Below are 24137 nucleotides of genomic sequence, written 5' to 3' on the forward strand. Positions count from 1 at the left end.
TCCGGGACTACCCCGTCCGGGGGTCTCAGCAGGGGGTGACGCTCCGCGGCGGGTTGCCGCTGCCGAAGCAGACGACGCCGAGGTCCGTCGGCACCAGGTCGCGGGCCAGCAACTCGGGACCGCCGCCCTCACCGGGACCGGTCACCTCCCAGCGGTAGACCCGCCACCGGTTGCCGGCGGGGTCGCCGAGCTGCACCCGGGTGAACAGGCCGCTGCCGTCCCCGGCGGTCCAGGTGAGGTACCCGTCCGGGAAGCCCTCGGCGTACCCGAAGCCGAACGGCACGTCGCCGGGAGGCTGGGCCAGGACCAGGCCCCCGCCGTCGCCGGCCACGTACAGCTCCTGGATCTGGGAGTCGCCGCCGGGCGTCTGCGCGAGCAGGTAGCCGTTGCCCACCTGCCCGAGGGAGACCCGGGTGATCGAGACGTCGTCCTGCGGGTCGATGCCTTCCAGGGGTCCGCGGAGCACCGAGCCGCTGCCGGTGACCACGAGCTCGCCCCCGGTGATGGCGGCGGTCTCGCCGTCGCCGAACCGGACGGTCGTGCCGGGCTCGACGTACTGCGTGGTGTCGAAGGGGAGCAGGTAGCCCAGGTCACCCTCGGGCGGGTTCGTCGTGGGCGCGGGCTCGGGGTCGGCGGTCGGGTCGGTGGTGGCGTCGGTGGTGGGGTTGGAGGTGTCGCTGACGGTCGGCTGCGGTGCCGGCGACGGGCCGGTCTCGCCGTCGTCGTCCAGCACCGAGACGGCGACCGCGGCGACGGCCGCGACGGCCGCGACGGCGGCGATCGCGGCGCCCACCTGGAGCCGGCGGCGCACCGGCGAGACGGTGGCCGGCACGTGGCCGGGGCCGAGGTCGGCGGGCTGCACCTGCTCGGCGCGGGCGTTCAGGGCCTCGGAGAGGCGTGACTCGAGGGTGTTCATCGGCCCTCTCCCTTCAGGATCTGCTCCAACGCGTCGAGCGCGCGGCTGGCGGTGGACTTGACGGCGCCGCGGGAGATCCCGCACGCCTCGGCGATCTCGGCCTCGGAGAGTCCGGACCAGTAGCGCAGGACGAGCACCTCGCGCTGGCGCGGCGCCAGCCGGTCGAGACCGGCGAGCACCTCGCGGTGCTCCTCGGCGAGCACGGCCCGGTCGTCGGGCCCCGGCGGCTCGGCCTCCGCCGGCGGCACGTAGGCGCGCGCCGTACGACGCCGCCGCAGCGCCGAGCGGGAGCCGTTGACGACCGACGTGCGCAGGTAGCCGAGCGCGGCGTCCGGGTCGCGCAGCTTGTGGAGCCGGCCGGCGAGGGAGGCGAAGGCGTCCTGGACGACGTCCTCCGCGGAGGCGCGGTCGTCGACGAGCAGGATCGCGAGGCGCACGAGCGGCAGCCGGTGCGCGGCGTACAGCTGGGCCAGGTCGCCGGCGGCCAGCGGCCGTCGTGACCCGGCCGCGAGGTCCGAGGTGGTGGTCATGTTGGTGAGACGTCTCATCGCCCTCCAGGTTGCTTCTCGTTGTTGACTGGGTCCATGACCGAGTCCACGACCGACCCCTCGACGATCCCACCACCCGTGCAGACCTGGCACCGGGTCGCCGCCGCGCGCGACGAGGCCTCCCTCGCCGACCTCGACGCGCTCCTCGCCGACGACTGCGTCTTCCGCTCCCCCGCGGTGCACACGCCGCAGGAGGGCAAGGCGGTCACCACCGCCTACCTGCTCGCCGCGATGGCCGTGCTCGGCCCGACGCTGCGCTACCTCGACGAGTGGTACGCCGACGACTCGGCCGTCCTCGAGTTCGAGTGCGAGGTCGGCGGCAGGTCGGTCCACGGGGTCGACATGCTCCGCTGGGGCGCCGACGGCCGGCTGACGTCGTTCACGGTGATGATCAGGCCGGTCCAGGGCCTCGAGGCCGTCATCGCGGCGATGGGCGCCCAGCTCGGTCGCAAACCCACCTGAGGGGTAGTCCCGCTAGCGACTCGTCAAGGCCGACCACCAGAGCGTCAAGGAACCGTCAGGACCGTCGGGGGGCGGGGTCCGGCGGGCGTTCGATGAGGACGTGAACGACGTCCTCTACCTCCTGCTCACCCTCGTCGCCTTCGCGCTCCTGGCGGTGCTGGTGGGTGCGCTCGACCGCTACCTCGACGATCCCGCCGACCGGGTCGACCCCACTGATCCAGCCGACCAGACCGCCCAGACCGAACTCGCCACCCAGGGCGGCGCGGCGTGAGCGAGATCGTCCCGACCCTGCTCCAGGTCGCCGTGCTGGTTGCGGCGCTGGGGCTCACCGTGCCGCTGCTCGGCCGACTGCTCGCGCATGCCTACACCTCCCCGCGACATCTCGCGGTCGAGCGGGTGACCTACCGGGCGCTGCGCGTCGACCCCGACGCCGACCAGCACTGGCGCACCTACGCGATGTCCGTGCTCGGCTTCTCGCTGGTCGGCGTCCTGGCGCTGTTCGCGTTCGGCCGGCTCCAGGAGCACCTGCCACTGTCGCTGGGGTTCGCGGCGCTGCCGACCGACGGCGCCTGGAACACCGCCGTCTCCTTCGTCACCAACACCAACTGGCAGTGGTACTCCGGCGAGGCCGCGCTCGGCCACCTGATGCAGATGTCGGGCCTCACCGTGCAGAACTTCCTCTCCGCCGGCGTCGGGATGGCGGTCGCCGCGGCCTTCGCCCGCGGCCTCGCGCGGCGCGGCGGGGCGGGACGGGTCGGCAACTTCTGGGCCGACCTGGTGCGCACCGTCCTCCGGGTGCTGCTGCCGATCGCCCTGGTCGCCGCCGTCCTGCTCGTCGTGATGGGCGTCGTCCAGAACCTCGCCGGCCCGCACCTCGTCGACACCCTCACCGGCGGCAACCAGGCCATCACCGGCGGCCCGGTCGCCAGCCAGGAGGCGATCAAGGAGCTCGGCACGAACGGCGGCGGCTTCTACAACGCCAACTCCGCGCACCCCTTCGAGAACCCGACGCCGATGTCGAACCTGTTCGAGATCTTCCTGATCCTGCTCGTCCCGTTCGCGATGGCCTGGTCGTTCGGGCTGATCGTCGGCGACCGCCGCCAGGGCGTCGCCGTCCTCACCGTGATGGGGCTCCTGCTCGCCGTCTCGGTCGCGCTGATCACCTGGGCCGAGATGGCCGGGCCCGGGACCGCGCCCCAGCTCGCCCAGGGCGCCCTGGAGGGCAAGGAGCAGCGGTTCGGCACGGCCGGCTCCGCGCTGTTCGCCGCGGTCACCACCGGCACGTCGACCGGCGCGGTCAACACGATGCACGACTCCCTCACCGCCCCCGGCGGCGGCGTCGCGCTGTTCAACATGATGCTCGGCGAGATCGCGCCCGGCGGCGTCGGCTCGGGGCTCTACGGCATGTTGATGCTGGCCGTCGTCACCGTCTTCCTGTGCGGCCTCATGGTCGGCCGCACCCCGGAGTACCTCGGCAAGAAGATCGGCCAGCGCGAGATCGTGCTGGTGGCGGCGTACGTGCTGACGACACCCGTGCTGGTCCTCGTCGGCAGCGCCGTCGCGCTGACCGCGTCCGACGGCCTCGCCGGCCTCCAGGAGAGCGGTCCGCACGGGCTGACCGAGGCCGTGTACGCCGTCACGTCGGCCTCGAACAACAACGGCTCGGCCTTCGGCGGCCTCACCTCCGGCACGCCGTTCTGGAACACCCTGCTCGGGTCGTGCATGCTGCTCGGCCGGTTCCTGCCGATGGTCGTGGTGCTGGCCCTGGCCGGACGGTTCGCCACCCAGCCCCGGCTGCCCGCGGGCGCCGGCACCCTGCCGACCCACCGTCCCCTGTTCGTCGTCCTCCTCTCGGGCGTGGCGCTGGTCGTGGTCGGGCTGACCTACGTGCCGGTGCTCGCCCTCGGTCCGATCGTGGAGTCCCTGTCATGAGCACCCCCACCAGCACCACCACACCCACCACCACCGGCACCACCGGCACCACGACCGGCACGGGTTCCAGCGTCCTGACCGTCGCGCAGCTGGCGGCGGCCCTGCCGGGCGCGCTCCGCAAGCTCGACCCGCGCGAGCTGCTCGCCACACCGGTGATGCTCGTCGTCGAGATCGGCGCCGTCGCCACCACCGTCATGTCGGTCCTCGACCCGAGCACGCTCGGCTGGCTGGTCACCCTGTGGCTGTGGCTCACCGTCGTCTTCGGCACCCTCGCCGAGTCGGTCGCCGAGGGCCGCGGCAAGGCCCAGGCGGCCAGCCTGCGCGAGCTGCAGACCGAGACGCCCGCCCGGCGGGTGCGCGGCTCGGCCGACCAGCTGACCTACACCGGCAACCTCACCGACCTGCCCACCGACGAGGTCCCGAGCACGTCGCTGCACGCCGGCGACGTCGTCGTGGTCGAGGCCGGCGAGCGGATCCCCGGCGACGGCGACGTCGTCGCGGGCGTCGCGTCGGTCGACGAGTCGGCAGTGACCGGAGAGTCGGCGCCCGTCATCCGCGAGTCGGGTGGCGACCGCAGCGCGGTCACCGGCGGCACGGTCGTGCTCTCCGACCGGATCGTCGTCCGGGTCACCTCCGAGCCCGGCCAGTCCTTCGTCGACCGGATGATCGCCCTCGTCGAGGGCTCCGAGCGCCAGCGCACCCCGAACGAGATCGCACTCAACGTGCTCCTCAGCTCGCTGACCGTCGTGTTCGTCGTGGTCTGCGGCTCGCTGTACTTCCTCGCCGACTACAGCGGCGCCCACCAGTCCCCACTCGTGCTCACCGCGCTCCTGGTCTGCCTCATCCCGACGACGATCGGCGCCCTGCTCTCGGCCATCGGCATCGCCGGCATGGACCGCCTCGTCCGCCGCAACGTGCTCGCGATGTCGGGCCGCGCCGTCGAGGCCGCCGGCGACGTCGACGTCCTGCTGCTCGACAAGACCGGCACGATCACCTACGGCAACCGACAGGCGGCCGAGCTGCTCGCGGTCCCGGGCGTCACGTCCGCCGAGCTCGCCGAGGCGGCGCTGCTGTCGTCGCTGGCCGACGAGACGCCCGAGGGTCGCAGCATCGTGACCCTCGTCGGCGGCGCCGTCGCGACGCCGCCGGGTGCGACGTTCGTCGCGTTCTCCGCCTCGACCCGGATGAGCGGCCTCGACCTGCCCGGCCGGACGCTGCGCAAGGGCGCCGGCTCCGCCGTCGCGCAGTGGGTCCACAGCACCGGTTCACCGGCCGCGCACGCCTCCGTCGCCGCGATCGAGGCGCACGTGCAGCACGTCAGCGAGAGCGGCGGAACCCCGCTGGTGGTCGCCGAGCAGGTCGGGTCGGACCCGGCCCGGCTGCTCGGCGTGATCCACCTCAAGGACGTCGTCAAGGACGGCATCCGCGAGCGCTTCGAGGAGCTGCGTGCGATGGGCATCCGCACCGTCATGATCACCGGCGACAACGCCGTCACGGCCGCCGCGATCGCGCAGGAGGCCGGCGTCGACGACGTCCTCGCCGAGGCCACGCCCGAGGACAAGCTCGCCCTGATCCGCCGCGAGCAGCAGGGCGGCCGGATGGTCGCGATGTGCGGCGACGGCACCAACGACGCCCCGGCGCTGGCCCAGGCCGACGTCGGCGTCGCGATGAACACCGGCACCACCGCCGCCAAGGAGGCCGGCAACATGGTCGACCTCGACTCCGACCCGACCAAGCTGCTCGACGTCGTCGAGATCGGCAAGCAGCTGCTGATCACCCGCGGCGCGCTCACGACGTTCTCGGTGGCCAACGACGTCGCGAAGTACTTCGCGATCCTGCCGGCGATGTTCGTGGTCGCCTTCCCCGACCTCGACGTGCTCAACGTGATGCGGCTCAGCAGCCCGGAGTCGGCGATCGTCTCCGCGGTCGTGTTCAACGCGCTGGTGATCGTGGCGCTGATCCCACTCGCGCTGCGCGGCGTCGCCTACCGGCCCGCGTCGGCGTCCGCGCTGCTCCAGCGCAACCTGCTCGTCTACGGCGTCGGGGGGCTGATCGCCCCGTTCCTCGGCATCAAGCTCCTCGACCTCGTCATCTCGCACATCCCCGGCCTCTAGGACACGTGATGAAGGACCTCTACTCGCTCTTCCGCTTCAGCCTCGCCGGACTCCGGCTCCTGGTCGCGATGACCCTCGTGCTCGGCCTCGGCTACCCGCTGCTCGTCACCGGCATCGCCCGGGTCGCGGCGCCCTGGCAGGCCGACGGATCGCTGGTGACCGCGACCGGCGCCCACACCACCGACCCCGGCGAGGCGGTCGGCTCCGCCCTGCTCGGCCAGCTGGTCGACGACCCGACCCTCTTCCAACCGCGGCCCTCGGCCGCGGGCGACGGCTACGACCCGCTGTCGTCGTACGGCTCGAACCTCGGGCCCGAGAGCCCGGAGCTGGTCGCGGCGATCCGGGAACGGCGGGCGGCGATCGCGGAGCGCGAAGGCGTCCCGGTCGGCGAGGTGCCCCCGGACGCCGTCACCGCGTCGGGCTCGGGCCTGGACCCCCACATCTCGCAGGCCTACGCCGCGCTCCAGGTCCCCCGCGTCGCAGCAGCCCACGACCTGTCCGAGGACGACGTCCGCGCGCTCGTCGAGGAGCACACCGAGGGCCGGACCCTCGGCATCCTGGGCGAGCCGCGGGTCAACGTGCTGGAGCTCAACATCGCCGTGACCCGGGCCGCGGCCCCGGCTGCGGGATAGTGGCCCCGTGACAGCCCCATGAGCGATCGTCGCGGCCGGCTGACGGTCTACCTCGGCGCCGCGCCCGGTGTGGGCAAGACCTACGCCATGCTCGGGGAGGCCCGACGCCGGCGCGAGCGCGGCACCGACGTCGTCGTCGGTTACGTCGAGACCCACGGCCGCGAGCACACCGCCGGGATGCTCGACGGGCTCGAGGTGCTGCCGCGGCGCGAGGTCGAGCACCGCGGCACCAGGTTCACCGAGATGGACGTCGACGCGATCCTGGCCCGCGCCCCGGCGGTGGTGCTGGTCGACGAGCTCGCCCACACCAACGTGCCGGGCAGCGCGCGGGAGAAGCGCGCCGAGGACGTCGAGGTGATCCGGGCCGCCGGCATCGACGTCGTCACCACGGTCAACATCCAGCACCTGGAGTCGCTCAACGACCAGGTGGAGCGGATCACCGGCGTCCGGCAGCGCGAGACCGTGCCGGACGTCGTCGTGCGCACCGCCGACCAGATCCAGCTCGTCGACATGGCGCCGGAGGCCCTGCGCCGCCGGATGGCGCACGGCAACGTCTACCGGCCCGAGAACGTCGACGCCTCGCTCACGTCGTACTTCCGGGTCGGCAACCTGACCGCGCTGCGCGAGCTCGCCCTGCTGTGGCTGGCCGACCGGGTCGACGACGCGCTCGGCGACTACCGGCGCGCGCACCGCATCGACCACCCGTGGCCGACCAAGGAGCGGGTCGTCGTCGCGGTCACCGGCGGCCCGGAGTCCGAGACCCTGATCCGGCGCGGCGCCAAGCTCGCCGAGCGCGCCGTCGGGTCCGAGCTGCTCGCCGTCCACGTCATCGCCGACGACGGCCTGCGCGACCCCGGCGAGCGGCAGGTGGCCCGGGCCCAGCAGCTCGTCGCCACGCTCGGCGGCACCTTCCACACGGTCGTCGGCGAGGACGTCGCCCGGGCGGTCGTGGACTTCGCGACCGGTGCGGACGCGACGATGCTGGTCGTCGGCGTGTCGCGGCACGGGCGGGTGCGGCGCCTGTTCACCGGCAGCTCCGGCGACCGGATCGCCTCGCTCGCGGGCGCCGTCGACGTCCACCTGGTCACGCACGACCAGGCGGCGCGGGCCACCCGGGCCCGCGGCGTCCTGTCGTCGCTGAGCACGCGGCGGCAGGTGGCCGGCTGGGTCGCCGCCGTGGTGCTGCCGGTCGTGCTCACCTGGCTGCTGCAGCGCTTCGAGGACACCGACCAGCTGCCCCTCGCCGAGATGCTGCTGCTGGCCGGCACCGTGCTGGTCGCGCTCGTGGGCGGCCTCCTCCCGGCCCTCGCCGCCGCCGTGGTCAGCTTCTTCACGCTCAACTGGTTCTTCACCCCGCCGACCGGGGTGCTCACCGTCGCCGAGCCCGCGAACTTCGTGGCGCTCCTCGTCTACGTCGCGGTCGCCGGCGGTGTCGCGACCGTCGTCGACCGGGCCTCGCGGCGCGCCGCCGAGGCGACCCGGGCGCGCACGGAGGCCGCCACGATGGGCGCCCTGTCCCGCTCGGTGCTCACCGGCCAGGACACCGCCGAGGCGGTCGTCGCGCGGCTGCGCGAGACCTTCGGCCAGGACGCGGTCTCGCTGCTCGCGCGCACGCCGTCCGGCTGGCAGGTGGTGGCGGCCAGCGGCGCGCCCTGCGCGCCGACCCCCGACGAGGGCGACACGCGGGTGCGGGTCGACGACGACCACGTCCTGGTGCTGACCGGCGACCCGCTGCGGGCCAGCGACCAGCGGGTGCTGGAGGGTTTCGCGGTGCAGACGTCGCTGGTGCTCGAGTACCGCCGGCTCCGGACCCGCGAGGACCGGGCCGCCGTGCTCGAGACGGCCGAGGCGACGTCCACCGCCCTGCTCCGCGCCGTCTCCCACGACCTCCGGACGCCGCTGGCGACGATGCGCACCTCGGTCGACGGGCTGGTGGGCGGCGGCGACCTCGTGGGCCCCGACGACCGGGCCGAGCTGGTGCGCTCGCTCGACGACGGCATCGACCGGCTGGAACGGCTCATCGACCACCTGCTCGACCTGTCCCGGCTCGAGGCGGGCCTGCTGCAGCCGGTGCTGAGCGACCGGTCGCTCGACGAGGTGCTGCCGCTCGCCGTCGCCGGCCACCCGCCGGGGGCGGTCTCGCTCGAGGTCGACGAGTCGGTGCCGATGGTGCGCACCGACGTCGGGATGCTGGAGCGGGTGGTCGCCAACCTGGTCGGCAACGCCGTGCGCGCCTCCTGGCAGGACGAGGCGACGGGCCCGACGCCGGTGCGGGTGCTCGCGCACGTGCTGCCGAGGACGGTCGAGGTGCTCGTGGTCGACCGCGGCCCGGGCGTGCCGGCGGCGCTGCGCGAGCGGATGTTCGCGCCGTTCCAGCGGCTCGACGACTCCTCGGTCGGTGGGCTGGGCCTCGGCCTGGCCGTGGCGCGCGGGCTCACCGAGGCGCTCGGTGGCACGCTGGAGGCCGAGGACACGCCGGGCGGCGGCCTCACGATGGTGCTCGCGCTCCCGCGGGCCGAGCCGCCGTCGCTGACGGGGCGGGGGTGAGCAGGTGAAGGTGCTGGTGGTCGACGACGAGCCGGCGCTGGCGCGCGCCCTCGCGATCAACCTGCGCGCCCACGGCTGGGAGGTCGTCACGGCCGCCGACGGCCGCGGCGCCCTCGACGCCGCCGCGACGACGCACCCGGACGTCGTCCTCCTCGACCTGGGCCTGCCCGACCTCGACGGCACCGAGGTGATCTCGGGCCTGCGCGGCTGGACGACGGTGCCGATCGTCGTCCTCTCGGCGCGCCAGCACGGCGAGGACAAGGTCGAGGCGCTCGACCTCGGCGCCGACGACTACGTCACCAAGCCGTTCGCGATGAACGAGCTGATGGCGCGGCTGCGCGCCGCCGTCCGCCGCGCCCAGGAGGCCGCCCCGACGGCGGCGCTGGTGCAGGTCGGCGACCTCGCCATCGACCTGGCCCGCAAGCGGGTCGCCAAGGCCGGCGTCGACGTCCGGCTCACCCCGACCGAGTGGGCCTTCCTCGAGCTGCTCGCCCGCAACCTCGGCCGGCTGGTCCCGCGCGAGCAGGTGCTGCGCGAGGTGTGGGGCCCGGCGTACCTGCACGAGACGCACTACCTGCGCGTCTACGCCGCCCAGCTGCGCCGCAAGCTCGAGGACGACCCGTCCGCCCCGCGCCACCTCCTGACCAGCTCCGGGCTCGGCTACACGCTCGAGCCGTAGCCTCCCGCTCCCGCCGGGGTAGTCCCGGACGATCGACCCCGGTCCGGCGCCGGATGTGGGGCCGATCGTCCGGGACTACCCCCGCGCGAGGGTGATCGCCTCGTCCTCCTCGGGCGAGAGCTGCTGCTCGCAGCTCCACCCGGTGACGTTCTTGGCGTAGGAGCGGGCCTCGCTGCGGCCGTGGATCGAGCTCAGCAGGACGCCGTCGCCGTGGTCGTCGAGCAGCGCCAGGCTCCACGAGAGGTGCCCGCCGACGTCGCCGAACGCGTCGTAGCGGACGACGGCGAGGTGGCGCAGCACGTCGGCGCCCTCCGCGCGCAGGGCCGCGACCTCCTGGCGCAGGCCGTGGACGTCCTGGGGCAGGTCGGAGCCGTCGGCGCGCCGGCTGGTGCGGCGCAGCGCGACCACGGCCACGGCCAGCGCCGCGGCCGCCAGGACGACGGCGACGACCGCCAGCACCTCGAGCATGCGCCCACGGTAGGCGGGTCCCGGGCCGACGCCCGGCAGGCACACCGTGCCCCGCCCGCCCCACCCGCCACCAGGATTGTCTGACAATCGCCGGCATCACTAGGCTGCCGCCATGACGCACGGAGCGGACAGCGAAGTCGGACGACTCAGGACGGTCATGCTGCACCGCCCCGGCGGTGAGCTCACCCGGCTGACCCCACGCAACAACGACCGGCTCCTCTTCGACGGCATCCCCTGGGTGGCCCGCGCGCAGGAGGAGCACGACGCGTTCGCGCAGGCCCTGCGCGAGCGGGACGTCGAGGTGCTCTACCTCACCGACCTGCTCACCGAGACCCTCGCCGACGACGGGGCCCGGGCCGCCGCGATCTCCGACGCGCTCGCCGGGCTCGACCTGGGCGACACGATGCGGCGCTACCTCCAGGGGTTCCTGGGCGAGGCCAGCCCGGCCGAGCTGACGACGTACCTCACGGCGGGGATCCGCAACGACGAGGTGCGTGGCGGGTTCGGCCTGGTCACCTCGCTGCTCACCCACGACGACTTCCTCATCGACCCGCTGCCCAACCTGCTCTTCACCCGCGACTCCTCGGTGTGGGTGCGCGACCACGTCGCGATCACCTCGCTGGCCATGCCGGCCCGCAAGCGCGAGACCGAGCTGACCGAGCTGATCTACACCCGCCACCCGCGGTTCGTGGGCACCCCGCGGATCCACGGCTCCCACTACGAGCACGTCGAGGGCGGCGACGTCCTGCTGCTCGCGCCCGGGGTGGTCGCGGTCGGCGTCGGGGAGCGCACGACGCCCGCCGGCGTCGAGCGCCTGGCCCGGCAGGTCTTCGACGACGACCTCGCGCACACCGTGCTCGCCGTCCCGATCGCGCAGGAGCGCGCGACCATGCACCTCGACACCATCTGCACGATGGTCGACGTCGACAAGATGGTCGTCTACGAGAACGTCGCCGACTCGCTCGTCGCGTTCACGGTCACGCCCGACGGGCTGTCCGACGCCGGCGACCTGCGCCTCTCGGTCGCCGAGGCCCGCCCCTTCCTCGAGGCTGCGGCCGACGCGATGGGCATCGACGTCCTGCACCGCATCGACACCGGCCTCGACCCGGTCACCGCCGAGCGCGAGCAGTGGGACGACGGCAACAACACCCTCGCCCTCGCGCCCCGGGTCGCCGTCGCCTACGAGCGCAACGACGCCACCAACGACCGCCTCGAGGAGGCCGGCATCGAGGTGGTCCGCATCGCCGGCTCCGAGCTGGGCTCGGGCCGCGGCGGTCCGCGCTGCATGAGCTGCCCGATCGAGCGCGACCCGCTGGTCTGACCGGCCGCGGCCGGTCCGAGCGGGGCGGGGCGGGGCGGCCACACGAGTGCAATTGCCCTCACTGGCTCGGTTCTCGACGCCAGAACCGAGCCAGCGTCGGCAATTGCACGGCTGGGGCAGTCCGGACGGGCGCCGGCCCGGTCTCGCGCAGGAGCGGCGCGCGTCTCGCCACCGTCACCTCCGGTCGGCGCCGTCGTTGAGCAGGCATGGCGACGTTCTTCGACTCGTTCAGCGCGCGTGAGATCGCGCAGATCAGTGCCCACGGCCGTCGGGTCCGGCTGCCGGAGGGCTGGTCGCCGATCTGGGAGCGCACCCCCGCCGACAAGGCCTACATCATCCTCGACGGCTCGGTCTCGGTCCGGCGCGGCGGCACGGAGATCGCCCGCCTCGGCGCCGGCGACATCGTCGGCGAGGCCGCGATCGTCGGTCGCTCGCTGCGTACCGCGACGGTGGTCGCGCTGACGCCGTTGAGCGCGATCCACTTCACCGACACCGACATCAACGAGCTGCTCGAGGAGCTCCCCGGCTTCCGCGACAAGCTCGTCGCGGTGGTGGAGTCGCGGGTCGGCGGCCCCACGAGCGGTCCCGCCCAGCAGATCGGCTAGCGGATCGGCTGGCAGATCGGCTAGCGGATCGTCACCTGACGGTTCGCCAGGCCCGAGCGTGCCGCGCGCTGCTCGGCGGTGAGCGGCGAGGTGTCGGCCAGCGCGGCGTCGAGCGCCTTCTTGAACGTCGCGGCCGGCTCCTCGAGCACCTCGGCCCCGGTGCCGACGGCGAGGTCCCAGACGGGCGCGAGCAGCCCGTGCGCGCGGAACATCCCGACCAGGCGGGCGTCGGGGACGATCACGTCGTCGCCGCTCACGTGCAGCCGGGCCAGCGCGTCGAGGAGCGCGTCCTCGGGCTCCGGCATCACCCAGCGCAGGTGCTCCTTGGTGCCGACGTCGGTCCAGTACGCCGCCTCGACCGAGCTCAGCCGCGAGGTGGGCGTCGCGGCGTCGTTCGCCTGCTCGAGCGCGCCGGCGAGCTCGTCGCTGTCCTCGAGGTCGGAGACCCAGTAGTCGAACCCGTCGTGCACGGTGACCTCGAGCGTCTCGTCGGTGACGAGGTCCTGGAGCCGGTGGCCCGGCCCGGGCGGCGTCGTCAGCCCGACGATGCCGGGCTCGGCGGCCAGCGCGGCCTCGAGGACGGCGGCCAGGTCGCGCGAGGGGTCGCCGAACTGGTGCTGCACCTGCAGACCCAGCCAGACCTCGCCGCTGTCGCGCGACATGGCGGGCACCGCGCCGGGGAGCAGGGTGCAGAGCCGGACGGTGCGATCCTCGTGGCCCTGGATCGTCAGCGGCGCGGTGGCCGCCGGCACGAGCTCGCGCAGCGCGATGATGTCGCACTCGCCGGGCAGGCCCTCGAACGGGCGCGCGACGTACACGTCGGCACCGCCGGAGGCTCCGTGGCAGGCCTTGTAGCGCTTGCCGGAGCCGCACGGGCAGGGCTGCCGCGGACCGACCGCCCCGTCGGTCTCGGCGGGAGCGTGGTCGCGGGCCTTGGTGCGGGACTTCTTCGCCATGGCGCAGAACCTACCGGGGCCGGGGGACCCGTCCCGCACCCAGCCACCGCGGAGGTCAGCGGCCGAGCCGCTCCAGCATGTAGGCCGGCCGGTCGGTGATGACGGCCTTCACGCCGAGCTCGAGGCAGCGCTCGAGGTCACGGTCGGTGTTGACGGTCCACACGTGCATGTCGTGCCCGTCGGCGGTGATCCGCCTCCCGAGCTTGCGGTGCTCGTGGAGCAGCTGGACGCCCGGGCCGACGATCCACCCGGGCCCGATGACGCGGCGCAGCATCGACCAGTGCTGCGCCCGGTCGACCAGCTGGACCAGCTGGATGCCGGGCGCCGCGCGCTCGACGCGCTGCAGGGCGGTGAAGGAGAAGCTCATCACCCGCACCGGGGACCCCGGCGCGTCCCACCCGAAGTCCTCGAGCATCTCCACCAGCCGGCGCTCCACGAGCCCGCCGTACCGCGTGGGGTGCTTGGTCTCGATCGCCACCTCGACTCGCCGGTCGAGGTCGGCGACGGTCTCGAGCAGCTTGCGCAGCGTCAGCACCCGGTCGAGCGACTCGTCGCGCTCGGGCGCCTCGTCGTCGAGGTCGGCCCACGGGTTCTTCCACGAGGCGAAGTCGAGCTCGTTGAGGTCGGCGAGGTCCATCGTGGAGACCAGCCCCTGAGCCTGCGCCGTCCGCCGGAGGTCGCGGTCGTGCACGCACACCAGGTGGCCGTCGGCGGTCAGCCGGACGTCGCACTCCAGCCCGTCGGCCCCGGACTCGAGCGCGGCGAGGTAGGCCGCGAGCGTGTGCTCGGCGATCTCGTCGCTCGCCCCCCGGTGAGCCACGACCTGCGTCGTCATGTCTCCATCGTGCCCGACCGGGTGCAGCCGGGCGGCGGCAGCGGTCGGAGTGTCGGTCCCCGAGCGTGCACGGTCACACCTGGGGCACCCCGATCGTCAGAGGAGTGACGGACCTGGATGGAAGGGTGGAGCCGTGGACCGGAACGAGCTGTTCGAGACCGAGCGACCACGACTCGTGGGGATCGCGAGCCGGGTCCTCGGCGACCACGCCGAGGCCGAGGACGTCGTCCAGCAGGCCTGGCTGCGGATGGACCGGACGGCGTCCGGCACCGTCATCGAGAACGTGCCGGCCTGGCTGACGACCGTGACCACCCGCCTCTGCCTCGACCGGCTGCGGTCGCGCACGCCGGTCCCGGTCGACGACGCCGACCTGGACCACCTGGACCAGCGAGGCGAGTGGGGCGAACGGGACGACCGGGGCGAGGCCGGCGGCGACCCTGCCGACGACGTCGCCCTGGCCGACACCGTCGGGCTGGCCCTGCACGTGGTGCTCGACCGGCTCTCGCCGCGCGAGCGGGTCGCGTTCGTGCTGCACGACAGCTTCGGCTTCGAGTTCCCGACGATCGCGGCCGTCCTCGACACGACGCCGGCCGCGGCCCGCAAGCTCGCCTCACGGGCGCGGGCCAAGGTCTCCCAGCCTCGCCCCGAGGACCGGCTCGCCGACTGGGAGGTCGTCGACGCCTTCATGGCCGCGGCCCGCGGCGGCGACCTCGAGCGGCTGCTGCACCTGCTGGCACCCGACGCCACCGTCGGCGCCGACGACGCCGCCGTCCGGGCCGGCACCCCGGAGCGGATCGAGGGCCGGGACGAGGTGGCGGCGTTCTTCGACGGCAGCGCCGCCGCGGCGTTCCCGGTCTTCGTCGGCGAGCGCCCCGGCGCGGCCTGGTTCCACCTCGGCGCGGCGAGGGTCGTCTTCGACTTCACCGTCGCCGGCGGCGTCGTGCAGACCATCACCTTCCGCGCCGCGCCCGACGTGCTCGCCGACGTCGTGCGCCGCGACGGAGCCACCCCCACCCACCCCACCACCAGGAGAGACCGATGAAGACCATGACCTGCCGCGACCTCGGCGGACCCTGCGAGCTCGCGCACCGCGGTGAGAGCGCCGACGACGTCATCAACGCCCAGGACCAGCACCTGAAGGAGGCGGAGAAGGCCGGCGACGCCAGCCACCAGGAGGCGCGCGACGCCATGAAGGGGCGGTGGCGGCACCCGAAGAAGTCGCTGGGCTGGTACCGGGACACCAAGGCCGCCTTCGCCGCGCTCCCCGAGGACTGACCTCGGTACTACGACCTACGGACATCTGGGAACCCGGACCCGGCCCGGCCTTGACTGAGGACACACCGCACCGCGGTGTCTTCACATCGTCCGGAGGGACCCCCCATGACCACGCTCCGCCTCGCCGCTGCCGCCCTCGCTGCCGCCGCGCTCCTCGTCCCCGCCTCGGGAACCGCCCACGCCAAGGGCGGTGACGACGGCGGCGGCGACGACCGCGGCGGCGGGACGACGTCCGCCTCGGCCGGCGACTACGCCGTCACCGTCAACGGCCGCACCTACGACCCCGCGCCCGGCAGGGACGTCAAGGTCAAGGACCTGGCCGTGGCGGGCAAGGTCGCGGTCGCCGGCACCCACACGCGGTTCACGATCGACCCGGCGACGCTCGGCGTCTACGACTACACGCTCACCGGCGCGGCGTCGCCGGAGCGGATGGTGACCCGGCCGACGGTCGTGTTCGCCTCCAAGGTGCCGGTGCTGACACCGGCTCAGCTGCGGGCGCCGGTGCTGCGCCAGCTCGAGATCAAGGACGGCACGCTCGTCGCGATCTTCGCGACCGCCGCGGGCAAGCTGAAGATCCAGGCCAAGGACGCACCCCAGGGCGGCATCTTCCAGATGGAGCCGGAGTTCGCGGGCGACGTCGAGCTCGTGCACACCCTCGGCCCCGGCCTCTTCTACTTCGTCAACGGCTTCACCGGGAAGATCAACTTCGGTGACGGCGTCGACGCCGTCGCCTCCGGTCCGGGAGCGCACCAGATGCTGCTCGGCAAGGACAGCCCGCAGGTCGCCACCAAGCTCTTCCAGGACGGCCGGACCACGCGCTGGTCCGTCGTCTCCGGCGGCCGGCTCGGCGGCGTCCTCGGCGAGGACGCGATCGAGCTGTCGCAGGGCGCCACGAGCTGCACCAGCCAGTGCCAGGCGCAGAACCGGATCCGCGGCTCCCTCCCGGTGCCGCCCGACCCGACCAACCCCACGCCGCTGCCCTGAGCCCACGCTCGGCAGCGCCCGGCCGACGACGTGCCGCCTCCCCCCGGCGGTACGTCGTCGGCCGTCGTGCTCCTCGGGGTCCTCAGCTCGCGAAGGCCTCCAGCTGGCAGGCGGTCTCGATGGCGGCGGCGTCGGCGGGCAGGTCGACGTCGGAGGAGTCGTAGGTCCAGCCCAGGCCGTCGGGCGAGACGCTGGCGTCGCGGTAGAGGTGGACGAGGATCCCGTGGTCGCGCAGGCACGCGACGTTGGCCTCGGAGTCGGCGACGTAGTCGGGGTTGCGGTCGGGGTCCAGCTCGACGGGCAGCCGCGGCAGCGCACCGCGGCACGCCTCGGACGCCGCCGGCGGGACCGGGTCGGCGACCGGTCGCGGGGCCACGCCGACGGCGGCCGCCCCACGCACGTCCTTCGCGTAGCTCGCGCCGTGCTCGACCAGGCAGTCCTGCCAGGCCCCGATCCGCGCGGTCCGCTCGGCATCGGTGTCGTCGAGCTGCATCTGCGGCGAGATCGTGTGGTCGGGCCCGGCCGTGCGAGCAGGTGCGTCCGGCGCTGTGTCCGGTGCAGCGGCCGGGGCGGCGGCCGGGGCGGCGGCCGGGGCGGCGGCCGGGGCGGCGGCTGGGGCCGGGCCTGCGCCGCGCGGTGCGGCGGAGGCACCGCCGGCGTGCGCGACGCCGACCAGGACGACGGCGACGGCGACGGCGGACAGGGACAGGGCGGTGGCGCGTCGAGCGCCTCGGTTGCGGGTCATGTCGAGGAACCTAGGAAGCAGGTGTGAGGCAATTGTCAGGAAGCCGTTTCGGTTCCGTCGCGGTCCCCCGCACCCCGGGAGCGGTTCCTAGACTCGTCGCATGGGCGCCCGGGTCGTCGTCGCCGAGGACGACGTGAAGCAGGCCGACGTCGTCCGGCGCTACCTCGAGCGCGACGGGCACCAGGTGGTCGTGGTCCACGACGGCGAGGCGGCGATCGCCGCCGCCCGGGCCTCGGCCCCCGACCTGGTGCTGCTGGACGTGATGATGCCGGGCCTCGACGGACTCAGCGTGTGCCGCACCCTGCGGGCGGAGTCGGACGTCGCGATCGTCGTCCTGACCGCCCGGTCCGACGAGGACGACCTGCTGCTCGGCCTCGACGCCGGCGCCGACGACTACGTCACCAAGCCCTACAGCCCGCGCGAGCTGGCCGCGCGGGTGCGCACCGTGCTGCGCCGCAGCCGCCGCGCACCGCAGGACACCCTCGTCGTCGGGGACCTCGAGGTCGACCCGCTACGCCACGAGGTCGCGCTCGGCGGCCGGCCGGTCGGGCTGACGCCCGGCGAGTTCGCGGTGCTGGAGCTCTTCGCCCGCGAGCCCGGGCGGGTCTTCTCGCGCGACCAGGTGATCAGCCACGTGCACGGGGTCGACGGCTACCTCACCACCCGCACCGTCGACGTCCACGTGATGAACCTGCGCAAGAAGCTCGAGGACGACGCCCGCAGCCCACGGCGTCTGTTGACGGTCTACGGAGTCGGCTACAAGCTCGTGGCCACCGGTGCCTGACCGCGCCCGGGACGCGGTCCGGCTGCGGCACAGCCTGGTGCTGCGGCTCTTCGCGCTGGTCACCGTGGTGGCGGTCGTCGCCGTCGCGCTCACCGCGTGGCTCACGGTGCGGACGACGACCGCTGGTCTCCGCGAGGAGCAGGGCGACGCGGTCGCGGCCGGAGCCCGCATCGAGGACGCCCTCGTCGAGCACGCCGCCACCCACCCCGACTGGTCGGAGGTCGGTCCGCTCGTCGACCGGCTCGCGGCGGGCACGGGCAACCGGGTCACCCTCGTCGACGACACTGGACGGGTCCTGGCCGACTCCTCCGACGCGACCACCGCCCCGCCCGACGGCCCGTCCACGACCATCGACCCGCTCGACGTCGGACCGACGGAAGCCCCCGATCCGGCCGCCGGGGCGGTCGGGCAGTGCCCCGACGCGGAGGTCTGCCCGGTCGCCGAGGACGCCTACGCCGGCCCCCGGCCCGGCGCGGCGCCCATCGCGCCCCAGGCCGTCGGGCCGTTCGCGCTGGACGAGGCGGACCGTCGTACCTCGCAGGCGCGGGCGGCCCGTGCCGCGGAGTGCCTGGGGCTCAGCGATCCCGCCGCGGCGGTGGTCGTCACCGCGAGCGGTCGCGCCGTGGTCGACGGGGCGCCGAGGACCGGCTCCGACCGCTGCGGGTTGCGGGCGCTGGTGACGCCGTTCGCCTCCGAGCGCGCGCCGCTCGAGCGCGTGCAGGTCCTCCTCGACCGCTGCCTCGAGCGCCTCGACGGGCCGGCGGTGAGCCTGCTGCCCGACCTGTCGTGGGTGCCCGACGCCCCACGCACGGCGGCCACCGAGCGGGTGGTGGCGTCGTGCCTGACGACCGCCCGGAGACAGGTGCTGGCGCCGTACGTCGCTCCGCCGGCGCGGCTCCACGTCTCCTCGACCCGCCAGGAGCCGACCACGTTCCTGGACCTGTCGACCCGCAACCGGTGGCGCATCGGCGGCGTCGTCGCGCTGGTGCTGCTGCTCGGCCTGGGCTTCGCCGCCCTGGCCGGGCGTCAGCTGGTGCGCCCGCTCGCGCTGCTGGCCACGGCGGCCGGCCGGGTGCGCGAGGGCGACCTGGGCGCGCGGGCCGCCGTCCGGTCCCACGACGAGATCGGCCGGGTCGCCGAGGCGTTCAACACGATGGCGGAGCGCCGCGAGGAGGCCGAGCGGCTGCGCAAGGCGATGGTCGGCGACGTCGCCCACGAGCTGCGCAACCCGATCAGCACGATGCGCGGCACGCTCGAGGCCGCCCAGGACGGCCTGGTCCCCGTCGACGGCGCGCTCGTGGCCTCGCTCATGGAGGAGACCCTGATGCTGCAGCACGTCGTCGAGGACCTGCGCGACCTCGCCGCCGCCGACGCCGGCGACCTGCGCCTCGTGGCGGCCGCGGTACGGGTCTCCGACCTGCTCGGTCACGTCGCCGCGGCCCACCTGGCCACTGCCCGGTCGCGCGGCGTCGTCCTGGTGGTCGAGGCCGAGGACGACCTGCACGTGGTCGGCGACGTCCTGCGGCTGCGCCAGGTCGTCGGCAACCTGGCGTCGAACGCCGTGCGGCACAGCGCCGAGGGCGGCGTCGTCGAGCTGCACGGACGGCGCCGCGGCGCGACGGCCGAGATCGAGGTGCGCGACCACGGCGAGGGCATCGCCCCGGCCGACCTGGCCCACGTCTTCGACCGGTTCTGGCGCGCCGACCCCTCCCGCACCCGCGCCAGCGGGGGCAGCGGGCTGGGGCTGGCCATCGTCCGCCAGCTCGTGGAGGCGCACGGCGGGACCGTGACGGCGCACAGCACCCCCGGAGACGGCGCCCGGTTCGTGGTGCGCCTGCCGCTGGGCTGAGCGCCGGTCAGGCCTGCTCGCGCAGGTAGCGCCCGAAGTGGGGCACGGTGAAGGCGATCCGGCCGCGCTCGCCGGAGTAGATGAGGCCCTTCTTGAGCAGCGCGTCGCGCGCCGGGGAGAGGGCCTGCGGCTTGCGGTCCAGGACGGCGGCGACGTCGGCGGTGGCGACCGAGCCGGCGGGGTCGTCGGGATCGGGGGTGGCCTCGGCCATGGCGCGCAGGTAGTCGCGCTCGCCGGGGGTGGCGCGCTCGTAGCGGCTGCCGAAGAAGCCGACGCCGAGCTCGCGGTCGGCCTCGGGGGTGGCGACGGCGACGTCGGCGGCCGTGATCGGCGAGGCGGGGGCGAGGTCCCAGACGGTCTTGCCGTAGGCCTGCACGAAGTACGGGTAGCCACCGGTGGCGGCGTACAGGGCCTCGAGGGCGTCGGGGGTGAAGCCGGCGTCCTCCTCGGCCGCGGGGGTGGTCAGGGCGCGGTCGGCCTCGCCGCGCGAGAGCCGGTCGATGCGCTGGTAGGCGAAGAGCCGCTCGGAGTAGGACTTGCTCGCCGACAGCACGGCGGGCAGGTGCGGCAGCCCGGCGCCCACGACGATGAGGGGCAGGCCCGACTGGCTGATCTCGTGGCAGGCCGCGCAGAGCGCCGAGACGTCGTCGGGACCGAGGTCCTGCATCTCGTCGACGAAGACCGCGATGCCCCGGCCGGTCTCGCCGGCCAGCCCGCCGAGGTCGGTCAGCAGCTCGACGAGGTCGATCTCGACGTCGCCGGAGTCGGCCCGTCCGCGCACGACCGGCGCGGTGATGCCGGGGCTCCACCGGTCGCGCAGCTTGGCGTCGCCCCCGGCGGCCCGCTCCGAGAAGGCCCGCAGGACGCCGAGCGCGTGCTCGACCTCCTCCTCGCGGCCGTGCCCGAGCTCGCGCACCGCCTGGTGCAGCGCCGACGACAGCGGGCGCCGCAGCGGCTGGTCAGGTCGTGCCTCGAGCTTCCCGGTTCCCCACCCGCGTCGGACGGCCTGGCTGCGCAGCGTGTTGAGCAGCACCGTCTTGCCGACCCCGCGCAGCCCGGTCAGCACCAGCGACCGCTCCGGCCGCCCCCGCGACACCCGCTCCAGCACGACGTCGAAGGCGCGCAGCTGCTCGTCACGACCCGCCAGCTCGGGCGGGCGCTGCCCGGCGCCAGGGGCGTAGGGGTTCCGGATCGGGTCCACGATGCGACCGTATCTGCATCTCTAGCCGATTCCCTAGACTGCCGCGCCGCCGCGACGGTCCCACCTCGCGCGGGTCGCCGACCCACCCGGACGGGGCGGGTGGCGCGCGGGCCAGGCCGTCAGGCCGTCAGGTCGTCAGGCGGACCGGCTGGCGCGGGTCGCGGCGAAGGCGACGTCGAGGCCCTCGCGCAGCATCGCGATCAGGTCGGGGACCTCGTCGACGGCCAGGCGGAAGGTCGCGACGCAGAGGTTGTCGCGCCACATCGAGAGCACCACGACGCCGTCGGGGCCGCCGTCGGTGTGCCACGAGACCCGCAGCGCGCGCTGGTCGCCGCGGGGGTCGATGAAGATCGCCCCCGGGGACGTCAAGGCACGCACCGGCTTCGACATCTCCTCATCATGGCCCCGACCAGGACCATTTGTCACCGGTCGCGCCTAGGATCATCGCGTGCCCGAGCTGCCGGAGGTGGAAGCGCTGGCCCTCGACCTGAAGGGCCGGCTCGACGGTCGCGCGATCGCCACGGTCCACCTGGCGGCGTTCAGCGCCCTCAAGACCTACGACCCGCCGGTCACCGCCCTGACCGGCATGCTCGTCGACGACGTCACCCGGCACGGCAAGTTCCTCGACATCGACGTCTCCGGACTGCACGTCGTGCTGCACCTCGCCCGCGCCGGCTGGATCCGCTGGCGCGACGAGGTGCCGGCGCTGCCGCCGAAGCCGAGCAACAAGTCGCCGCTCGCCGTCCGGGTCGTCCTCGACGACGGCACGGGGCTCGACATCACCGAGGCCGGCACCAAGAAGAGCCTCGCGATGTACGTCGTCCGCGACCCGCAGGAGATCGCGGGGCTCGCGAGCCTCGGTCCCGACCCGCTCACCCCCGACTTCACCCGCGACGCGCTCGAGGCGATCCTCCGCCGCGAGGGCCGCAAGCAGATCAAGGGCGTGCTGCGCCACCAGGGCACCATCGCCGGCATCGGCAACGCCTACTCCGACGAGATCCTGCATGCGGCGAGGATGTCGCCCTACCGCGCGGCCAACGCCATCGCCGACGACGAGCACGGCGGCCTCGACGTCCTGTACGCCGCCATCCGCACCACCCTCGGCGACGCCGTCGAGCGCTCCCGCGGGCTCGCCGCGAGCGAGCTGAAGGGCGAGAAGAAGTCCCACCTCGCCGTCCACGGCCGCACCGGCCAGGCCTGCCCGGTCTGCGGCGACACCGTGCGCGAGGTGTCCTTCGCCGACTCCAGCCTGCAGTACTGCCCCACCTGCCAGACCGGCGGCAAGCCGCTCGCCGACCGGCGGATGAGCAAGCTGCTCAAGTGAGCTCGTCGTGACCTTCCGTCCCTGATGGCGGTCCTTCACCCGGATGGCCCTCCGACCGGCTCAGAGCGTCGTCACGCCAGGTGGCCTCGAGGCTGTTGACACCACGCCGGGCGACCCCGTCCTCGCGCCGTCCGTGGGCGCCGGGTCCCGACAGGCCGGCCGTCCTGTCCGGTCGCAGATGGAACCTGCGCTCACCGGCGTCTCGTCGCACTAGTAGAGGGCACCCGAGAACCAGGGGAGTGGATGGACGACGACGGAGAGTTCTCCGCCTACGCGGCAGCCCGGTGGGGTGCCCTCGTGCGCTCCGGGGTCGTGCTCGGATGCACGGTCGAGGAAGCCCACGACCTGGCCCAGACGACGCTGCTGCGCTGCTACACGGCCTGGCGCAGGGTTCGACGCGCTGACGACCGCGACGCCTACGTCTACCGGATGCTGTTGAACTGTCACCGCGACAGCCGTCGACGCAGGTGGTGGGGTGAACAACCCACCGAGACGCTGCCCGACCACGCGGTCCCCGACACCACCGACCAGGTCGCAGTGGCCGATGCCGTCCGACGTGCCCTCGACGACCTGTCCCCGGTCAACAGGGAGGCCGTGGTCCTGCGCTACTACGCCAACCTCACTGAGGCCCAGGTCGCCGACGTGCTCCAGATCGCTCCCGGCACCGTGAAGAGCCGCCTCTCGCGCGCCGTCGCGCAGCTCGCGGCCAACAGCCACCTCGTCGAAGGACCCCCGACATGACCGACAACAGCGGCGACCGCCCACCCGTCATCGAGGAGCTCGACAACCTCCTCGTCGGCCCCGCGCCCATCCACGACGTGATCGACGCTGGACGAACCGTCGAGCGGCGCCGCCGGACCATCCTCGCCGGCGTCACCGCGGTCGCCGTCCTTCTCGGCGGAGGCGGACTGGCCAGCACCCAGGTCCTGGGTGCGGACAACCCCGATGACCCACCGGTCGCGGACGAGCAGACGACGGCTCCAGCCGCACACACGCTCGCCGTCGACGCGTCGCTCAAACCGGGTGGACAGCAGATCCACTACGAGGAAGGAGCCCAGGAAGAGATCCGTCTCGAGCGCGAAGGACCCTCCGGGCCGGTCCCTGTCCGGTCCCACGTCGCCTCGGCTCCGTGGAGCCTGGCTTGGGCAGGCCTACCCTCCGGCACCTACACCGTCTACGCCGCCGTCCGCGCCTGCAGCGGCAACTGCGGCTACCTCGAAGCACCGACGGGCTCCTGCGAAGAGACCTTCGAGCTCACCGACTCCCGAACCATCGCCGTCGAGTTCGAGCACGGCGCATCGTGCGCCGTCACCACGTCGTCGACCCCGGCCGACCAGGAGCTGTCGGTCACCGTCGGACCACGCCCGGGCATCGACCCCGCCGCAGTGCGCGGCACCGCGCACTGGGACGCGAGGAACCGAACCGTCAGCTACCTCTCGCAGTCCGGCTACAGCAGCTCCTGCCCGCCCGACGTCAGCGCCACCGTCGTCGACGGGGTCGTCGGCGTCGTCCTCGACCCAGCCGGTCAGGCCACCGGCGCGTGCCTACGAGACGCCGTCAGCGTTGTCGCCACCATCGAGGGGTTCACCGAGGCACCCGCCAGCCTCGCGGTCACCGAGTCCGGCGAAACCCGGTCCGTCCCCGTCCAGAGAGTCGGACGCCCGGACGCCGACGACCCGTTCGGGTCCCTCGACTGCGCATCGAGCTCCATGTACAGCACCGACGGTGGATACATGCCTCGCTCGCAGCCTGATGGGTTTCCGACACGGGAGGAAGCCGTGGAGGCCTGGCTCGAAGCGTCGCTCTACACCGGTCAGGACTACCAGGTCTCCCCGAGCGGGCGCAGCGCCCTCATCCTGCGCGCCGATGGCACAGCCGAGGCCAACGTCACCTTCCACGTCCACTCCGGGTACACCGTGCGCGGCGTCGTCGGGTGCAGCGACTGAGCGACGCGGGGCCG

Annotated in this window: 25 protein-coding genes; 17 read left to right on the forward strand and 8 right to left on the reverse strand. The window is 74.0% G+C overall.

What is annotated here, in order from left to right; all coding sequences use genetic code 11:
* Positions 1–25: 25 nt before the first annotated feature.
* The gene (locus E4623_RS06415) at positions 26–916 is read right to left on the reverse strand and encodes a hypothetical protein (RefSeq protein WP_134765723.1); all 891 of its coding nucleotides are present in this window, start codon (positions 914–916) and stop codon (positions 26–28) included.
* Positions 913–1464 (reverse strand): SigE family RNA polymerase sigma factor, encoded by a 552-nt coding sequence (locus E4623_RS06420; protein ID WP_134765724.1) that lies wholly within the window; start codon positions 1462–1464, stop codon positions 913–915. The genes E4623_RS06415 and E4623_RS06420 overlap by 4 nt, the downstream gene beginning before the upstream one ends.
* Positions 1465–1500: 36 nt before the next feature.
* Here E4623_RS06420 and E4623_RS06425 point away from each other — a divergent pair, with 36 nt between their 5' ends.
* The 7 genes from E4623_RS06425 (at position 1501) to E4623_RS06450 (ending at position 9830) form a co-directional block, all read left to right on the forward strand.
* Positions 1501–1926 (forward strand): nuclear transport factor 2 family protein, encoded by a 426-nt coding sequence (locus E4623_RS06425; protein ID WP_134765725.1) that lies wholly within the window; start codon positions 1501–1503, stop codon positions 1924–1926.
* A gap of 100 nt (positions 1927–2026) precedes the next feature.
* On the forward strand, positions 2027–2197 hold the full coding sequence (locus E4623_RS22510) for a hypothetical protein (RefSeq protein ID WP_167736512.1): 171 nt from the start codon (positions 2027–2029) through the stop codon (positions 2195–2197).
* The gene (kdpA, locus tag E4623_RS06430; RefSeq protein ID WP_134765726.1) at positions 2194–3858 is read left to right on the forward strand and encodes a potassium-transporting ATPase subunit KdpA; all 1665 of its coding nucleotides are present in this window, start codon (positions 2194–2196) and stop codon (positions 3856–3858) included. The genes E4623_RS22510 and kdpA overlap by 4 nt, the downstream gene beginning before the upstream one ends.
* A complete protein-coding gene (gene kdpB, locus E4623_RS06435; protein WP_134765727.1) occupies positions 3855–5972 on the forward strand; it encodes a potassium-transporting ATPase subunit KdpB in 2118 nt (705 codons plus the stop codon). Before kdpA ends, kdpB begins: the two co-directional genes overlap by 4 nt.
* Positions 5973–5980: 8 nt before the next feature.
* Complete coding sequence (gene kdpC, locus E4623_RS06440; protein WP_134765728.1) at positions 5981–6604, forward strand: potassium-transporting ATPase subunit KdpC; 624 nt, start codon at positions 5981–5983, stop codon at positions 6602–6604.
* 18 nt (positions 6605–6622) lie between these two features.
* Entirely contained in the window at positions 6623–9151 is a 2529-nt protein-coding gene (locus tag E4623_RS06445) for a DUF4118 domain-containing protein (protein ID WP_134765729.1), read from the forward strand.
* Between the two features lie 4 nt (positions 9152–9155).
* Positions 9156–9830: a response regulator transcription factor gene (locus E4623_RS06450; RefSeq protein WP_134765730.1), complete on the forward strand. Its 675-nt coding sequence runs from the start codon at positions 9156–9158 to the stop codon at positions 9828–9830.
* A 75-nt stretch (positions 9831–9905) separates the two neighbouring features.
* Here E4623_RS06450 and E4623_RS06455 read toward each other — a convergent pair whose 3' ends face one another.
* Positions 9906–10298 carry a DUF4446 family protein gene (locus E4623_RS06455; RefSeq protein ID WP_134765731.1) on the reverse strand — a complete coding sequence of 131 codons (393 nt, stop codon included), beginning with the start codon at positions 10296–10298 and terminating at the stop codon, positions 9906–9908.
* A 112-nt stretch (positions 10299–10410) separates the two neighbouring features.
* Between E4623_RS06455 and E4623_RS06460 the strand changes: the two genes are divergently transcribed.
* Positions 10411–11619: an arginine deiminase gene (locus tag E4623_RS06460; RefSeq protein ID WP_134765732.1), complete on the forward strand. Its 1209-nt coding sequence runs from the start codon at positions 10411–10413 to the stop codon at positions 11617–11619.
* Positions 11620–11825: 206 nt separating this feature from the next.
* Positions 11826–12224, forward strand: coding sequence for a cyclic nucleotide-binding domain-containing protein (locus tag E4623_RS06465; RefSeq protein WP_134765733.1), 399 nt, complete (start codon positions 11826–11828; stop codon positions 12222–12224).
* Positions 12225–12244: 20 nt separating this feature from the next.
* Here the strand turns inward: E4623_RS06465 and E4623_RS06470 are convergent, their stop codons facing one another.
* A complete protein-coding gene (locus E4623_RS06470; protein WP_134765734.1) occupies positions 12245–13180 on the reverse strand; it encodes a DUF5926 family protein in 936 nt (311 codons plus the stop codon).
* A 55-nt stretch (positions 13181–13235) separates the two neighbouring features.
* Positions 13236–14015, reverse strand: a complete 780-nt coding sequence (locus E4623_RS06475) for a glycerophosphodiester phosphodiesterase family protein (protein ID WP_134765735.1) — start codon at positions 14013–14015, stop codon at positions 13236–13238.
* A gap of 133 nt (positions 14016–14148) precedes the next feature.
* Here E4623_RS06475 and E4623_RS06480 point away from each other — a divergent pair, with 133 nt between their 5' ends.
* The 3 genes from E4623_RS06480 (at position 14149) to E4623_RS06490 (ending at position 16274) form a co-directional block, all read left to right on the forward strand.
* Complete coding sequence (locus E4623_RS06480; protein WP_209020548.1) at positions 14149–15057, forward strand: sigma-70 family RNA polymerase sigma factor; 909 nt, start codon at positions 14149–14151, stop codon at positions 15055–15057.
* Positions 15054–15290 (forward strand): DUF1059 domain-containing protein, encoded by a 237-nt coding sequence (locus E4623_RS06485; protein WP_134765737.1) that lies wholly within the window; start codon positions 15054–15056, stop codon positions 15288–15290. Before E4623_RS06480 ends, E4623_RS06485 begins: the two co-directional genes overlap by 4 nt.
* A 105-nt stretch (positions 15291–15395) precedes the next feature.
* Positions 15396–16274: a hypothetical protein gene (locus tag E4623_RS06490; RefSeq protein ID WP_134765738.1), complete on the forward strand. Its 879-nt coding sequence runs from the start codon at positions 15396–15398 to the stop codon at positions 16272–16274.
* Positions 16275–16356: 82 nt separating this feature from the next.
* On the opposite strand, the gene E4623_RS22930 is transcribed toward E4623_RS06490, so the two are convergent.
* Positions 16357–17019: a hypothetical protein gene (locus E4623_RS22930; RefSeq protein WP_209020549.1), complete on the reverse strand. Its 663-nt coding sequence runs from the start codon at positions 17017–17019 to the stop codon at positions 16357–16359.
* A 100-nt stretch (positions 17020–17119) separates the two neighbouring features.
* On the opposite strand from E4623_RS22930, the gene E4623_RS06505 reads away from it, so the two are divergent.
* Positions 17120–17803 (forward strand): response regulator transcription factor, encoded by a 684-nt coding sequence (locus E4623_RS06505; protein ID WP_134765740.1) that lies wholly within the window; start codon positions 17120–17122, stop codon positions 17801–17803.
* Positions 17796–19652 (forward strand): HAMP domain-containing sensor histidine kinase, encoded by a 1857-nt coding sequence (locus E4623_RS06510; RefSeq protein ID WP_134765741.1) that lies wholly within the window; start codon positions 17796–17798, stop codon positions 19650–19652. The genes E4623_RS06505 and E4623_RS06510 overlap by 8 nt, the downstream gene beginning before the upstream one ends.
* A gap of 7 nt (positions 19653–19659) precedes the next feature.
* On the opposite strand, the gene E4623_RS06515 is transcribed toward E4623_RS06510, so the two are convergent.
* Both E4623_RS06515 and E4623_RS06520 read right to left on the reverse strand, forming a co-directional pair.
* Entirely contained in the window at positions 19660–20853 is a 1194-nt protein-coding gene (locus E4623_RS06515; RefSeq protein WP_134765742.1) for an ATP-binding protein, read from the reverse strand.
* Positions 20854–20988: 135 nt separating this feature from the next.
* Positions 20989–21243 (reverse strand): hypothetical protein, encoded by a 255-nt coding sequence (locus E4623_RS06520; protein ID WP_134765743.1) that lies wholly within the window; start codon positions 21241–21243, stop codon positions 20989–20991.
* 58 nt (positions 21244–21301) lie between these two features.
* On the opposite strand from E4623_RS06520, the gene E4623_RS06525 reads away from it, so the two are divergent.
* From E4623_RS06525 to E4623_RS06535, 3 genes are all read left to right on the forward strand, one after another.
* A complete protein-coding gene (locus tag E4623_RS06525; RefSeq protein ID WP_134765744.1) occupies positions 21302–22177 on the forward strand; it encodes a DNA-formamidopyrimidine glycosylase family protein in 876 nt (291 codons plus the stop codon).
* 243 nt (positions 22178–22420) lie between these two features.
* Positions 22421–22918, forward strand: coding sequence for a SigE family RNA polymerase sigma factor (locus E4623_RS06530; RefSeq protein WP_134765745.1), 498 nt, complete (start codon positions 22421–22423; stop codon positions 22916–22918).
* On the forward strand, positions 22915–24123 hold the full coding sequence (locus E4623_RS06535) for a hypothetical protein (RefSeq protein WP_134765746.1): 1209 nt from the start codon (positions 22915–22917) through the stop codon (positions 24121–24123). The genes E4623_RS06530 and E4623_RS06535 overlap by 4 nt, the downstream gene beginning before the upstream one ends.
* Positions 24124–24137: the final 14 nt, after the last annotated feature.

The sequence above is a fragment of the Nocardioides sp. 1609 genome (assembly GCF_004522105.1).
Lineage (GTDB): Bacteria > Actinomycetota > Actinomycetes > Propionibacteriales > Nocardioidaceae > Nocardioides.

Coding starts and splice junctions, on each gene's coding strand:
- E4623_RS06415 (WP_134765723.1), bottom strand. CDS start 916: ATGAACACCCTCGAGTCACGCCTCTCCGAGGCCCTGAACGCCCGCGCC.
- E4623_RS06420 (WP_134765724.1), bottom strand. CDS start 1,464: ATGAGACGTCTCACCAACATGACCACCACCTCGGACCTCGCGGCCGGG.
- E4623_RS06425 (WP_134765725.1), top strand. CDS start 1,501: ATGACCGAGTCCACGACCGACCCCTCGACGATCCCACCACCCGTGCAG.
- kdpB (WP_134765727.1), top strand. CDS start 3,855: ATGAGCACCCCCACCAGCACCACCACACCCACCACCACCGGCACCACC.
- kdpC (WP_134765728.1), top strand. CDS start 5,981: ATGAAGGACCTCTACTCGCTCTTCCGCTTCAGCCTCGCCGGACTCCGG.
- E4623_RS06445 (WP_134765729.1), top strand. CDS start 6,623: ATGAGCGATCGTCGCGGCCGGCTGACGGTCTACCTCGGCGCCGCGCCC.
- E4623_RS06455 (WP_134765731.1), bottom strand. CDS start 10,298: ATGCTCGAGGTGCTGGCGGTCGTCGCCGTCGTCCTGGCGGCCGCGGCG.
- E4623_RS06460 (WP_134765732.1), top strand. CDS start 10,411: ATGACGCACGGAGCGGACAGCGAAGTCGGACGACTCAGGACGGTCATG.
- E4623_RS06465 (WP_134765733.1), top strand. CDS start 11,826: ATGGCGACGTTCTTCGACTCGTTCAGCGCGCGTGAGATCGCGCAGATC.
- E4623_RS06470 (WP_134765734.1), bottom strand. CDS start 13,180: ATGGCGAAGAAGTCCCGCACCAAGGCCCGCGACCACGCTCCCGCCGAG.
- E4623_RS06475 (WP_134765735.1), bottom strand. CDS start 14,015: ATGACGACGCAGGTCGTGGCTCACCGGGGGGCGAGCGACGAGATCGCC.
- E4623_RS06485 (WP_134765737.1), top strand. CDS start 15,054: ATGAAGACCATGACCTGCCGCGACCTCGGCGGACCCTGCGAGCTCGCG.
- E4623_RS06490 (WP_134765738.1), top strand. CDS start 15,396: ATGACCACGCTCCGCCTCGCCGCTGCCGCCCTCGCTGCCGCCGCGCTC.
- E4623_RS22930 (WP_209020549.1), bottom strand. CDS start 17,019: ATGACCCGCAACCGAGGCGCTCGACGCGCCACCGCCCTGTCCCTGTCC.
- E4623_RS06505 (WP_134765740.1), top strand. CDS start 17,120: ATGGGCGCCCGGGTCGTCGTCGCCGAGGACGACGTGAAGCAGGCCGAC.
- E4623_RS06520 (WP_134765743.1), bottom strand. CDS start 21,243: ATGTCGAAGCCGGTGCGTGCCTTGACGTCCCCGGGGGCGATCTTCATC.
- E4623_RS06530 (WP_134765745.1), top strand. CDS start 22,421: ATGGACGACGACGGAGAGTTCTCCGCCTACGCGGCAGCCCGGTGGGGT.
- E4623_RS06535 (WP_134765746.1), top strand. CDS start 22,915: ATGACCGACAACAGCGGCGACCGCCCACCCGTCATCGAGGAGCTCGAC.